We start from the raw sequence: 13,765 nt of genomic DNA on the forward strand, positions 1-13,765 counted from the left end.
CTGTTCACGTTGGTGCACTCTTTTATTACATCCGCCTGCGATTGCCTGATTGTCAGACAATAGCGCCGTATCATTCATTCAACTAAGCCCCTTACTTTGTGCGACGCCTTAGTTCATGCCCCGTCATTATCCCTTGCACTATTACTCTGGATGAAACCTGTCACACCCTTATTAAATAAACCGCCATCACCCTACATTTCCTGCGCTGTTGGCATAGCTGTTGCTTTACCTAACTTAACGGAACTTTACAAACCTCCAGACACCGTACCTCTTGATTCAACACAAGGAATACACATGACATTCTTGCCCTCCCGCTTTTGACACACCGTAATAAGTGTTTTCCTGCACTTATTACACAACCGTTAAACAAACAGTTCTCGTCCCTGCGTGCAAGGGCGAACGGAGCCTTATTGCCCTTCATTTAGTCGAGGGACTTTTATGAGTGACGAGGTAAAGAATAAAACGCGGTCTGCCCCGCTGCTCGACGCCGAACGAGTACAGCAGTGGACCCATATTCCCCATGTAGCCAACACCTCGACACCCGCAGGCCTGGTTACATCGCGGGCGTTGTTGCTGGTGGGCCTGGTTGCCCTGCTGCACGCAGGCGCCTGGTGGGTCATGCAGCAGGCCAAGGCCGAGCCCGTGGTCACGCCGCCCGAAATTCCGGAAATGACCGTCGAACTGACCAGCCCGGCACCACCGGCGCCACCCGTGGAAGAGCCGCCACCGCCACCGCCGCCGCCAGAACCCGAAGCTCCACCCGAGGACGAAGATGCGGTGAAGGAGCCGCCAAAACCGGTGGAAAAACCCAAGCCCATAGAAAAACCCAAACCGGTGGTCAAGCCCAAGCCGGTGCAAAAACCGCAGCCGGTCAAGCCCGCCCCACCGGCGCCAGCTGCTCCGGCGGCACCGACTGCGCCAGCAGCACCCGCGGCGCCTGCCGCAGCACCGGGTCCGGTCAAGGAAACCGCGGCGGTATCGGGGCTCGCCAGCCTTGGCAACCCGCCGCCCGAGTACCCATCCCTGGCCTTGCGACGCAGTTGGGAAGGCACTGTGGTGCTGCGAATCAAGGTACTGCCCAACGGGCGCGCCGGGACGGTGGAGGTCACCAAATCCAGCGGTAAACAGGCACTCGATGACGCGGCTGTAGAAGCCGTACGCAACTGGAAGTTTGTCCCGGCCAAACGAGGGGATACCCCCATCGAAGGATTTGCCACCCAGACCATCTCTTTCAAATTGCCGGAATAACCCAGCCGGGTGCCGACACTAACTTTTATTTAGCCGCCGTGTGAGGTGTAACCATGAACGAGTCTATGTCTTCCATGATTGTCCCCGGGGTGCTCTGGGCACTGGTGCTGTTTTCGGTGGTGAGCTGGGCCTTGCTGCTCATCAAGTCATCGCAATACCTGCGCCAGAAAGCGCAAAACTCGCAATTCAGCAAAGCCTTCTGGGCAGCCCCTGACCTGCTGACGGCGGCCGAACATGCCAGCCAGTACCCCGGCGCCCTGGCCCGCATCGCCAACAGTGGTTTTGAAGCCATGATTGTTGATGACAGCCCGCGCACCACCCAGCAACTGGCCCACACCATCAACCGCTCCGATCGTCTGGAGCGCAACCTGCGCCAGCAGATTCAAAAAGAGCGCCGCGCCCTGGAAAGCGGTCAGGCGATTCTTGCCAGTATCGGCAGCACCGCGCCCTTTATCGGTCTGTTCGGCACCGTGTGGGGAATCATGGAAGCGCTGCAAACCATCGGCGCAACCGGCTCCGCCAGCCTGGAGACCGTGGCCGGGCCCATCGGTCATGCCCTGATCGCAACCGGCGTGGGGATCGCGGTCGCGGTACCGGCAGTGCTGATTTACAACTTCTTCCTGCGTCGCCTCAAGCTGGCCTCGGCCAACATGGACGACTTTGCCCATGACTTCGACGCCCTCGCCCAGCGCAGCGCCTTTGCCATCGACCGTCAGGCCATTTCCAACAAGCGCACCCCAGTGCGGGAGGCAAGCTGATGTCTTTCTCAACCCAGGACAGTGACGAAGTACTCAGCGAAATGAACGTCACCCCGCTGGTGGACGTGATGCTGGTACTGCTGGTGGTGTTTATCGTGACCACGCCGATGATGACCAACGCGATCAAGATCAACCTGCCCAAGACCGACGCCGTGGCCTCGGCGCAAAAAAAGGACCCGGTGGTGGTCAGCGTTGACCAGGACGGCAAGTTCTACCTGGCCAAGAACGAAGTGGCCCCCGAACTGCTGGAAAAAAGCCTGCAGGACGTGAAGGCCCAGGACCCGGAAGTGCGCGTGCAGTTGCAGGCGGACGAAGGTGTCAACTACGGCCAGGTGGCCAAGGCCATGGCCTCCATTGAACGCTCGGGCATTACCAAGATATCGGTGATGACCGCCAGATGAAGCCCTCACCCCAACCCTCTCCCATAGGGAGAAGGCCAGGGTGAGGGGCTTTTGATCCTGATGTAACCACGCACCACCCACGCCGCGCAGGGGCTTTTGGCCCCTGCAGGGGAGCGGCTTGCTTGAAAAAAGTGTTTTGCCCGGGTCGACACAACCCAACTGGAGTCATGAGGGCTCACAAGGCCATTCCAATAAACGTCTGAATAAGCCGGAAATAACCATGCAGATGAAGAGTTCAGGTTTTACCCTCAAGCCGCTCGTTGCAAGCTTGCAGCGACACCGTTTTGTGCCGTTGTATCTGGTCGCTCTGGGGATGAGCGCGGGCCAGTTGCAGGCAGCCGAAGTGAGCACCACGGATGATTCGTCCGCTGCCGTCAGTGCGGCCACGGTCAGCACCGACAGCGCCGCAGCGCCGGCCACCACGCAACTGGACCGGGTCGAAGTGACCGGTTCGGCGATTCGCCGGGTGGATGCCGAAACCGCCGTGCCGATCACCATCCTGCGCGCCGAGCAGTTGCGCAACGAAGGCGTGACCACCACGGCCGAAATCATGCAGCGCGTGACGGGCAACCAGTCACTTCGCAACTCGGCCAGCTCCGTGGGTTCCGGTACCGGGGGGTCGACCTTTGCCGACATGCGCGGTATCGGTGCCAACAAGACCCTGGTGCTGCTCAACGGCCGCCGTTTGGGCAATAACGCCATTGACGGTTCCGCGGTAGACCTGAACACCATCCCGTTTGCCGCCATTGACCGCGTCGAGGTATTGCGCGACGGCGCATCGGCCTTGTACGGCACTGACGCGATTGGCGGCGTGATCAACTTCATCACCAAAAAATCCATGACCGACGGCACCCTGTCACTGGGCGGCGAAGGTGCAGATGCCAGTGGTGGTGGCGACAGCCACGATATCAGCGGTAGCTGGGGCTACGGCGATCTGGAAAAAGACCGTTTCAACGTCATGGCCGTTGCCGGCTATAACAAGCAAAACGCCTTGCATGCCAAGGACCGCACGTTCGCCAGTAACTACGAACCGGGCCGCGGCCTGGATCAGACTTCCGGCACGTCCAACCCCGCCAACTGGAGCCAGGGCAATATCAATACCAATCCGCTGGCGGCCAATGGTTGCAACGGGGCAAACCTGGTCCTGCGCCAGGGGCTATGCCGCTATGACACGCGCAACTATATCGACCTGCTGCCTGAAACCGAGAAGACCTCCTTTTTCGGCAAGGCGACCGGCAAGATCACCGATGACGACAACGTCAACCTGGAGTATTTCTGGGCCCGTAACAACAATGCCGTGGGTGTTGCCCCCGCACCACTGATTGGCGCCAGCATGGACCCGAGTTCGCCTTACTACCCGGGCAACGGCATAACCCCGGGCACCAGCGATCCGTCCTTCGACCCCTCGCAACCGATCGGCCTGAACTGGCGTGAAACCGCTGCCGGTGGCCGCCAGAGCAAAGACCAGAATACCAGCCAGCGCCTGGTATTGAGCTTCGATGGTGTGGCCAAGGGCTGGGATTACAATGTCGGTGCCTCGTACAACCAGAATCAGGTGAACTCCAGTGTGACTGGCGGTTACGCCAGCGACGCGGCCATGCTCAACGGCATTGCTGATGGCATCATCAACCCGTTTGGCCCGCAAACACCTGCCGGGCAGGCCTATATCGACGATCACCAATACCATGGCCAGTACATGTCCTCGGTGGGCCGGGTCACCGGTATCGACGGGCGCATGAGCCGTGAGATCGGCGACTGGTTCGGCGCAGGCCCGTCGGGCCTGGCGATCGGCGGTGAATATCGTCAGGAGAAGTTCCACCAGACCTTCGATGGTTTTGTCGCGGATATTTCCAGCCTCGGGGCCGACCCCGACGCCAGTGTCTCGGGTGACCGTAACGTCAAGGCGGTGTACACCGAGCTGAACGTGCCCGTACTCGACAGCCTCGAACTGTCAGCCGCCGTGCGTCACGACAAGTACAGCGACTTTGGCAGCACCACCAACCCGAAATACTCGTTCCGCTACCAGCCGGTCAAGGAGCTGGTGGTTCGCGGTGCCTACAGTGAGGGCTTCCGCGCACCGTCGCTGTACGAGCTGTACAACCCGCAGTACACCACTTACACCCAGGGCTACTACAACGATCCGCGCCTGTGCACCGGTGGCGTAGTGCAACCGGGGGGCAACGCCGGGCGCGATTGCGGCCAGCAGTTCCATAACCGCACCGGCGGCAACACTGAACTGTCCCCTGAAAAAGCCCGCAACGTGACCGTCGGTTTTGTCTACCAACCGGTGCGCAATCTGTCGATGGGCCTGGATTTCTGGTGGATCCACATCGCCAACCAGATTGCCGAGTTCCCGGAATCCACCGTCTTTGACGATCCGAACGCCTATGCCGACCGCTATGTGCGCAATGCCGACGGTTCGCTCAACTATGTACAGACCGGCCTCGCCAACCTGGGTGCTGTCAAGACCAGCGGTGTTGACGTGTCGCTGGACTACAAGTTCCCCAACACTCCCTACGGCCAGTTCGGCCTTGGCCTGCAAGGCACCTATGTGTCGCGCTATGACTACCAGACCACCATTGGCGGCAGCTACACCGACAAAGTGGGCGCGTTCAAGGATGACGGCATGGTCGCGCGCTGGAAACACGTGCTGAGCGGCACCTGGAACCTGGGCGCCTACCGGGCCTCGCTGGTCAACCGCTTCACCAGCGGCTATGACGACGCCGATCCGGACACCCACTCCCGTGTAGCGTCTTACACCTTGTGGGATATCTCCGGTGGCTACACTTTCAATAAGACCGTGGACCTGGATGCGGGGATCAAGAACATGTTCGACCGTAACCCGCCGTTCTCCAACCAGGCCTACAACTTCCAGAATGGCTTCGATCCGCGTTATGCCGATCCGATGGGCCGTACGTTCTTCGCCCGTGCCACCTATCACTTCTGAGCAACCACCGCTGCCGGCTCACTCCGGCTGGTAGCGGGTTAACTGCGAAATCGCGACCCCGCCGCATTTTAACGCGCAATGCGGCGGGGATTTTTCCAGGCAGTCGATGGTTCAACACGCGGTACAAGGAAGCCCAATGATGTCTGCATTTTTCCTGCCCCTGCTCCGTTCGCTGCTGGTGCCCGTGCTGTCCTGCGTGTGCCTGAGCGTCAACGCCGCGCCCGGCCATGCCCTGACGGTGTATGGCGAAGCGCCCAAATACCCGGCCGACTTCCAGCACTTCGATTTTGTAAACCCGAACGCGCCCAAGGGCGGTTCGCTCAGTCGAACATCGATGGAAATCGGTCAGTTTACCTACCTGTCGCCCTATATCGACCAGGGCACCGGTGTCGCCCAGGTCGATCAATGGGTGAATGCCCCCCTGGCCTTCCGCTCGCTGGACGAGCCCTATACGGTTTACGGGCTTGTCGCGCAGAAGATCGAGCGCGACCCCGACGGCCTGTGGGTGCGTTTCTACCTGAACCCCAAGGCCCGTTTCGCTGACGACACGCCGATCACCGCCCAAGACGTGGCCTTTACCTACGACACGCTGATGACCAAAGGCAGCCTGAGCTATCGCATGCTCTACGGCGAGGTCAAGGACAGGGTCATCGAAGGCCCGCTGCAGATTCGTTTCGACTTCAAGAACAACCAGAACCGCACCCTGGCGCTGGATCTGGCCAGTCTGCATATCCTCCCGGAACACTGGTGGAAGACCCGCGACTTTACCGCCGGTGGCGGCTACGAGCCACCGCTGGGCAGCGGTCCGTATTCGGTCTCCGGGGTTGACCCGGGGCGCAGTGTCACCTTTGCGCGCAACAAAAACTGGTGGGCCAAAGACTTGCCCGTCAGCAAGGGCCTGTACAACTTCGATAGCTTGAAAGTGATGTTTTACAGTGACATCGACGTGGCCCGCGAGATGCTCAAGGCCGGGGCATTCGATTACAACCGCGAGTTCTCCGCCACCGGTTTCAGCATCGGCTACGCCAGCCCGGTGCTCAGCGACGGCCGCTTGCAAAAAGGCGTGTTCGCCAAGGAAAAACCCAGTGCCGCTCAGGGGTTTACCTTCAACCTGCAAAACCCGTTTTTCCAGGATCGCCGGGTACGCGAGGCGCTGAGCCTGCTGTGGGATTTTGAATGGACCAACAAGCAGATGATGCGCAACTTCTATGTCCGCGCGCAGAGCTACTTCCCGAAAAGCGAAATGTCCGCCACGGCACTGCCCGACGCCCGTGAACTGGAGATTCTCGAACCCTTGCGCGGGCAGATCCCCGATGAAGTGTTCACCCAGGTGTACCAGGCGCCGAAAACCGATGGCAGCGGTTATATCCGCGACAAACAGCTGCAAGCCCTGGCGCTGCTCAAGGAAGCCGGCTGGACACCCAAAGACAACCTGCTGGTCAACGCCAAGGGCGAACCGCTGCGCTTCACCTTTCTCGACAGCCCTAGCGGCTTCGATCGCATGGTTTTGCCCTGGAAACGTACGCTGGCGCAGATCGGTATCACCATGGACATTCGCAAGGTCGACTCGGCGCAGTACATCAACCGCACCAATGCCCGTGACTACGACATGATGGTCGGCCAGTTCCCCCGCAGCGGCCAGCCGATCGTCTCGCCCGGCCGTGAGTTGTACGACATGTTTGGCTCACGCAGCGCCACCCAGGCGGGTGCTTCCAACAACATGGTGCTGCGCAACCCGGCCGTCGACAAGCTGATTGACGGGGTAGTCCAGGCCAACAGCCGCGAAGAGATGGTGCATTACACCCGCGCCCTCGACCGCGTATTGCTGTGGAACTACTACATGATCCCTCACTACTACTCGGTCGGCACCCCGACGGTGTACCTGAACCGCTTCGGCCAGCCCGCCAGGGAGGCCAAATTCGACGAAGGCCTGGACACCTGGTGGGAAGTCAGCAAAACCCCATTAACCAATGCTGCGTATGGCCAGGCCAACGCACAGCCGGAGGGTCATTGAGATGCTGCATTACATCAGCCGTCGCCTGTTACTCATCATCCCCACCCTGCTGTGCATTCTGGTGGTCAATTTTATGATCGTGCAGGCTGCCCCCGGTGGTCCGGTGGATCAGGCCATTGCCCGCCTGCAGGGCTTCGGTGGCGCTGCGGTCGGCGGCGGCGGTGGCGAAATGGCCGCGGCCGCCGGCGGGGCCAGCCGTAGCAGTCGCGGCCTTGACCCGGCATTGATCGAAGAAATCACCAAGCATTACGGCTTCGACAAACCCATGCACGAGCGTCTCTGGCTGATGCTCAAGAACTACGCGCAACTGGACTTCGGCAGCAGTTTCTTTCGCGGGGCCAAGGTCACTGACCTGATCGTGGAGAAACTGCCGGTATCCATCTCGCTGGGCCTGTGGGCGACGCTGATCACCTACCTGATTTCCATTCCGCTGGGCATCCGCAAGGCCATACACAATGGCAGCGCCTTCGATGTATGGACCAGCACGGCGATCATCATCGGCTACGCCATGCCCGCCTTTCTGTTCGCCATTCTGTTGATCGTGGTGTTTGCCGGCGGCAGTTATGTCAGCTGGTTCCCGGTGCAGGGCATCGTCTCGGACAACTTCGACAGCCTGAGTTTCTTCGGCAAGATCGGCGATTATCTGTGGCATATGGTACTGCCCGTGTCGGCGCTGGTGATCGGCGGTTTTGCCACCCTGACCATCCTCACCAAAAACAGCTTTCTCAACGAAATCAGCCGACAGTATGTGGTTACCGCGCGGGCCAAAGGCCTGACCGAGCGCCGCGTGCTTTACGGCCATGTGATGCGCAACGCCATGCTGCTGGTGGTAGCCGGGATTCCCCAGGCGTTGATCGAGGTGTTCTTTGCTGGCTCCCTGCTGATTGAAACTATCTTCAACCTCGACGGCATCGGCCGCATGAGCTACGAAGCGGCGGTATCACGGGACTACCCGGTGGTGTTTGGCACCCTGTTTCTGTTCACCCTGTTCGGCCTGCTGATCAAGCTGATCGGCGACCTGTGCTACACCCTGCTCGATCCCCGTATTGATTTCTCGGCGAGGACTGCCTGATGTTCAACCTCTCTCCTCTTGGCCGTCGCCGCCTCAAACATTTCAAGGCCAACCGCCGTGGCTGGTGGTCACTGTGGATTTTTATCGGGCTGTTCGTGGTATGTCTGGGCGGTGAACTGATTGCCAACGACAAGCCCCTGGCGATTCACTACAAGGACAGCTGGTACTTTCCGATTGTCAGCAGTCACCTCGAAACCGATTTCGGCGGCGAGTTGCCCTTTGAACCCGACTACCGCAGTGACTACGTACGCAAGCTGATTGCCGATCAGGGCGGCTGGATGCTCTTCGCGCCGATTCCGTTCAGCTACGACACCGTCAACTACGACCTCCAGGAGCCCTCACCCAGCCCACCGAGCGCCACCAACTGGCTGGGCACTGACGATCAGGCCCGGGATGTACTGGCCCGCGTGATCTTCGGCGCACGGATTTCCATCCTCTTTGCCTTGATCCTGACCGCCATCAGCACCCTGGTGGGCATTACCGCCGGTGCCCTGCAAGGCTTCTACGGAGGCCTGGTCGACCTGCTTGGCCAGCGCGTACAGGAAATCTGGGCCGGGTTACCGGTGCTGTACCTGCTGATCATTTTGTCCGGCTTTGTCGCTCCGAGTTTCTGGTGGTTGCTGGGCATCATGGCGCTGTTCAGCTGGCTGGCCCTGGTGGATGTGGTGCGCGCCGAGTTCTTGCGCGGGCGCAGCCTGGAGTACGTCAAGGCTGCGCGGGCCCTGGGCCTGACTGACGGCGCACTGATGCGCCGGCATATCCTGCCCAACGCCATGACCTCCACCCTGACCTACCTGCCGTTTATCCTGACCGGTGCCATTGCCACCCTCACCGCCCTGGACTTTCTCGGCTTTGGCATGCCCCCGGGCAGCGCATCGCTGGGCGAATTGATCGGCCAGGCCAAACACAATCTGCAGGCGCCGTGGCTGGGCCTGACCGCGTTCTGTGCGCTGGCGCTGATCCTGTCGCTACTGGTGTTTATCGGCGAAGCCTGCCGCGACGCCTTCGATCCCCGGACCTGAGAATTGACATGACCAACACACTGATAGAAATCCGCGACTTGCGCGTGAGCTTTGCCGGGGCAGAAGTGGTTCACGGCATCAACCTCGATATCCGCCGTGGCGAGTGTATGGCGCTGGTGGGCGAGTCGGGCTCGGGCAAATCGGTGACCGCGCATTCGATCCTGCGCCTGCTGCCGGGCAAGGCTGTCGAGACCCAAGGCAGTATCCGCTACGACGGCGTCGATCTGGTGCATGCCAGCGAAGCCCAGTTGCGCAGCTTGCGCGGCAACCGCATTGCGATGATTTTCCAGGAGCCGATGACCTCGCTCAATCCGCTGCACACCGTGCAAAAACAGATCAGTGAAATCCTTATCACCCACAAGGGCCTGAAAACCCGCGCTGCGCGGCAACGCACCCTGGAGCTGCTGGAACTGGTGGGCATCCGCGAACCGGCCAAGCGCCTCAATGCCTATCCGCACCAACTGTCTGGCGGGCAGCGCCAGCGGGTGATGATCGCCATGGCCCTGGCCAATGAGCCGGAACTGCTGATCGCCGATGAGCCGACCACGGCGCTGGATGTGACGGTGCAGCAAAAAATCCTCGAACTGCTGATCGACCTGCAACAGCGCCTGGGCATGTCGTTGCTGCTGATCAGCCACGACCTCAATCTGGTGCGCAAGATTGCCCAGCGCGTGTGCGTGATGCGCGGTGGCGAGATTGTCGAGCAGGCCAGTTGCGAGGCCCTGTTCAACGAGCCGAAGCACCCCTACAGCCGCATGCTGATCGAGGCCGAGCCCAGTGGCCGACCGGTACCGGGAGAGCACCGTCACAACCTGCTGCAAGTGGACAACCTGAAAGTCTGGTTCCCCCTGCCCAAACCGCTGTTCAGTCGCGAGCGACACTTTATCAAGGCGGTGGATGGGGTCAGTTTTGAACTGAAAAAAGGCCGCACCCTGGGCATCGTCGGCGAGTCCGGCTCGGGCAAATCGACCCTTGGCCAGGCTATTTTGCGGCTGGTGGACTCAGAGGGCGAAATCCGCTTCGGTAATAAACAACTGAACATCCTCAGCCAGAACCTGTTGCGCCCGTTGCGCCGGCAAATGCAGGTGGTGTTCCAGGACCCGTTTGGCAGCCTGAGCCCGCGCATGTCGGTGCAGCAGATCATCAGCGAAGGCTTGCTGGCCCATGACATTGGCACTGAGCAAGAGCGCGAGGCGGCGGTGATCCGGGTCTTGCAGGAAGTGGGCCTGGATCCGCAAAGCCGTCATCGCTACCCCCATGAGTTCTCGGGCGGGCAGCGCCAGCGCATCTCCATTGCCAGGGCGCTGGTCATGGAGCCGGAGCTGATACTGCTCGACGAACCCACCTCGGCCTTGGACCGCACGGTGCAAAAACAGGTGGTCGACCTGCTGCGCGACCTGCAGGCCCGGCATGGCCTGACCTACCTGTTTATCAGCCACGACCTTGCGGTGGTGTATGCCCTGGCCCACGACATGATCGTGATCAAGGACGGCAAGGTGGTGGAACAAGGGGATGCGCAGTCCATCTTCGACAACCCGCAACACCCCTATACCCGGGAATTGCTGCAGGCCAGCAGCTTGAAGACACAGGAGCATGAGTTTGCATAAACGCCCGCCCCCGTAGCAGCCTCGCTCCGCTCATCAGCTGCTTGTATGTTGGTGCTAGGGCCTTCCTGTGGGAGACGGTTAACTCCAGAGGCTACGTACCCAGCCCACTGCACGTTTACACAACGCTCTGGTTTTGTAGCAAAGACAATTGGTGTCCGGAGCATAAACGGGGTTGCTGCTGACCAACCCCAGCGCCTGCAAGTCAACCTGAAACGGCGCAGCGACAGCCCCCCAGCGTTTAGCTTGCTGTATCAGAGCAAAAATCATGGACACCGCCAAACAAGCGATAAACAACCAGAAACCGACCTTGTACCAGGTGATATATTGATTTAAATGCAGCTCAATCGCCGTGTTCATGTCGCTGTGAACCAGCAAATATATCCCTGCGCCAAGGGCGAACGGGAAAATGTCCCCCAGGTATCGCAAAAAGATTTTTGCGTACTGCCTACAATTTCGCTCCATTCCCACGACAGGAATGATCTGTATATCCGTGATATGCAGTACATCACCGTGGGCCGTTTCATCGGCTGGGGTCCAGATCACGTCGCCTACCGCCCGCGTCCAGTACTGCCCCATAAATCGCTTGAAAAACAATAGGGTGAACAATGGGTGCGGCTTGAATTTCTCAAGTGCTTTTCCGGTGAAAACCAGTGCCGATTTTGGTGCGATTGCGCTGGTAGTGGCGTAGCGGCTGTGCTTGAACAGGTCGAGTGTATAAACCCGACCCTGGGTGTTGACCTTGAAATGTCGCTGGGCAAAGACGGTTACCGGCACCTTCGAATAATGAATCAAGGCTTTGGTCTTACAAAACAGCATCACAGGTAGTTCCGTCCAGAAAAACCGTGCAGCCTAGAGCAGTTTTTGGCCAATGGCCACTATCTAGCGAGTAAGGCTCAAGGCCATTGCACTGCAAAGCCCTTATATCTCCAAATCGAATATATAAATCATTTTATATTCTTTTTTAAAAGCTAATTTTCCTGCAAGACTCTCGTCATAACTCTTCCAACTCATGATGAGAACGAAATGAAAAAATTCACTGCCCTCACCGCCCTGACCCTGGCTGTCCTGTCTGGCCTGGCCCACGCCGATCGTCTGGATGACATCAAAAAATCCGGTGTGCTGCGCGTGGCGTCCTTTGACAGCAACCCGCCATTTGGTTTTGTCGATGCCAACAGCAAGCAGATCGAAGGCCTCGACGTCGACTACGCCAAGGCCATCGCCGACAAGCTGGGCGTGAAGTTGCAGTTGCAGCCAACCAACCCGGCCAACCGCGTACCGCTGCTGGTGGCCAACAAGGTGGACCTGGTACTGGCCAACTTCACCATCACCCCCGAGCGCGCCGAGCAGGTGAATTTCAGCATTCCGTACTTTGCTTCGGGCCAGCAATTTATCGTCAAGAAAGGCACCCTCACATCCCCCGAGGAGCTGAACAAATGGCGCGTAGGGGTGGACAAGGGCACGGTCAATGAAGGCGTGCTGCGCGAGAAATTCCCCGGTGCCAAAGTGGTGGCCTACGATGACACCCCGTTCGCCTTCACTGCCCTGCGCAACGGTAACGTCCAGGCCATCACCCAGGACGGCCCGAAGCTGATCGGCCTGCTGGCCAATGTGCCGGACAAGGACAAATACGAAGTGCCGCCGTTCACCATTTCCAATGACCTGATCGGTGTCGGTATTCCTAAAGGCGAAGCGCGCCTGACCGAGGTGGTTAACCAGACCCTCACCGACCTCGAAGCCCAGGGCAAGGCCCAGGGCATTTATGACGCCTGGTTCGGCCCGACCACCAAGACCCCGCTGACCCGCCTGTACAAGATTGGCGACAAGAGCTAAGCCACTGCCTCTGTGGGAGCGAGCCTGCTCGCGAAGACTTTTCGCGAGCAGGCTCGCTCTCACAGTTCCTGTCTCCTTCAGCCCGTCACGGTCAACCGGACGGGTTTGCTCGTTTCTGGATGGACGCTGTTTCTATGTTCGGTGAACTGCTTGCCCCGCAATACCTGCACTGGTTGCTCGATGGTTTTGTCCTCACCCTGATCCTTTCCCTGCTGACCTGCCTGGTGGCTACCGGGCTGGGGTTTTTGCTGTGCCTGGCACGCATCTCGCCTTTGCGTGTGTGGTCGTGGCCGGCACGGGCCTACCTGGCCCTGTTTCGCAATACGCCGCTGCTGGTGCAGCTGTTTTTCTGGTACTTCGGGGTCACCGCCATGCTGCCCGAAGGGCTGGTGATGTGGCTCAACCAGCCGCGCAGCCTGTCACTGGGGCTGTTTGAAGTTGACTGGCCGTCGTTTGAGTTTCTCGCCGGGTTCTGGGGGCTGATGCTCTACACCGCCGCTTTTATTTGCGAGGAGTTTCGCGCCGGTGTCAGTTCGGTGCGGGTGGAACAACGGGCGGCAGGTCTGGCGCTGGGCTTGAGGCCGGCACAGGTGTGGCGCTATATCGTGTTCCCGCAGGCGCTGCGCACGGCGTTGGGACCGTTGCTGGGCCAGTACATGAACGCCCTGAAAAACTCGTCTCTGACCATGGCCATTGGCTTGGCCGAGCTGTCCTACGCCTCGCGTCAGGTCGAGACCGAAACCTTCAAGACCTTTCAGGCCTTCGGTTTTGCCACTCTGCTGTATGTGGCCAGCATTGCCTTGCTCGAAGTACTTGGCCAATTGATTGCACGCAGCAAGTGGTATCGCCAGGGAGGGGTGTAAGTC

At 59.6% G+C, this 13,765-nt stretch carries 11 protein-coding genes; 10 read left to right on the forward strand and 1 reads right to left on the reverse strand.

Annotated elements, in window-relative coordinates; genetic code table 11:
- The first annotated feature begins 438 nt into the window (after positions 1 to 438).
- From ACP7BE_RS05755 to ACP7BE_RS05790, 8 genes are all read left to right on the forward strand, one after another.
- Positions 439 to 1,248 (forward strand): energy transducer TonB, encoded by an 810-nt coding sequence (locus ACP7BE_RS05755; RefSeq protein WP_095020717.1) that lies wholly within the window; start codon positions 439 to 441, stop codon positions 1,246 to 1,248.
- 53 nt (positions 1,249 to 1,301) lie between these two features.
- Entirely contained in the window at positions 1,302 to 2,006 is a 705-nt protein-coding gene (locus ACP7BE_RS05760) for a MotA/TolQ/ExbB proton channel family protein (protein WP_095002841.1), read from the forward strand.
- The gene (locus tag ACP7BE_RS05765; RefSeq protein ID WP_016780647.1) at positions 2,006 to 2,407 is read left to right on the forward strand and encodes an ExbD/TolR family protein; all 402 of its coding nucleotides are present in this window, start codon (positions 2,006 to 2,008) and stop codon (positions 2,405 to 2,407) included. Before ACP7BE_RS05760 ends, ACP7BE_RS05765 begins: the two co-directional genes overlap by 1 nt.
- A gap of 220 nt (positions 2,408 to 2,627) precedes the next feature.
- On the forward strand, positions 2,628 to 5,354 hold the full coding sequence (locus ACP7BE_RS05770) for a TonB-dependent receptor (protein ID WP_095018633.1): 2,727 nt from the start codon (positions 2,628 to 2,630) through the stop codon (positions 5,352 to 5,354).
- 136 nt (positions 5,355 to 5,490) lie between these two features.
- Positions 5,491 to 7,368 (forward strand): extracellular solute-binding protein, encoded by a 1,878-nt coding sequence (locus tag ACP7BE_RS05775; protein ID WP_133145037.1) that lies wholly within the window; start codon positions 5,491 to 5,493, stop codon positions 7,366 to 7,368.
- 1 nt (position 7,369) lies between these two features.
- Complete coding sequence (locus tag ACP7BE_RS05780) at positions 7,370 to 8,440, forward strand: microcin C ABC transporter permease YejB (protein ID WP_095002844.1); 1,071 nt, start codon at positions 7,370 to 7,372, stop codon at positions 8,438 to 8,440.
- Positions 8,440 to 9,462, forward strand: coding sequence for an ABC transporter permease (locus tag ACP7BE_RS05785; protein ID WP_169916575.1), 1,023 nt, complete (start codon positions 8,440 to 8,442; stop codon positions 9,460 to 9,462). Before ACP7BE_RS05780 ends, ACP7BE_RS05785 begins: the two co-directional genes overlap by 1 nt.
- Before the next feature lie 8 nt (positions 9,463 to 9,470).
- On the forward strand, positions 9,471 to 11,069 hold the full coding sequence (locus ACP7BE_RS05790) for an ABC transporter ATP-binding protein (RefSeq protein WP_426105097.1): 1,599 nt from the start codon (positions 9,471 to 9,473) through the stop codon (positions 11,067 to 11,069).
- Positions 11,070 to 11,147: 78 nt separating this feature from the next.
- Here the strand turns inward: ACP7BE_RS05790 and ACP7BE_RS05795 are convergent, their stop codons facing one another.
- The gene (locus tag ACP7BE_RS05795) at positions 11,148 to 11,888 is read right to left on the reverse strand and encodes a hypothetical protein (protein ID WP_141228180.1); all 741 of its coding nucleotides are present in this window, start codon (positions 11,886 to 11,888) and stop codon (positions 11,148 to 11,150) included.
- A gap of 204 nt (positions 11,889 to 12,092) precedes the next feature.
- Here ACP7BE_RS05795 and ACP7BE_RS05800 point away from each other — a divergent pair, with 204 nt between their 5' ends.
- Both ACP7BE_RS05800 and ACP7BE_RS05805 read left to right on the forward strand, forming a co-directional pair.
- Positions 12,093 to 12,899 (forward strand): ABC transporter substrate-binding protein, encoded by an 807-nt coding sequence (locus tag ACP7BE_RS05800; protein ID WP_095002848.1) that lies wholly within the window; start codon positions 12,093 to 12,095, stop codon positions 12,897 to 12,899.
- 134 nt (positions 12,900 to 13,033) lie between these two features.
- A complete protein-coding gene (locus ACP7BE_RS05805) occupies positions 13,034 to 13,762 on the forward strand; it encodes an amino acid ABC transporter permease (protein WP_095020718.1) in 729 nt (242 codons plus the stop codon).
- The last annotated feature ends 3 nt before the right edge of the window (positions 13,763 to 13,765 follow it).

It is taken from the genome of Pseudomonas sp. TWR1-1-3, from assembly GCF_049896805.1.
Classification (GTDB): Bacteria; Pseudomonadota; Gammaproteobacteria; order Pseudomonadales; family Pseudomonadaceae; genus Aquipseudomonas; species Aquipseudomonas bubulae.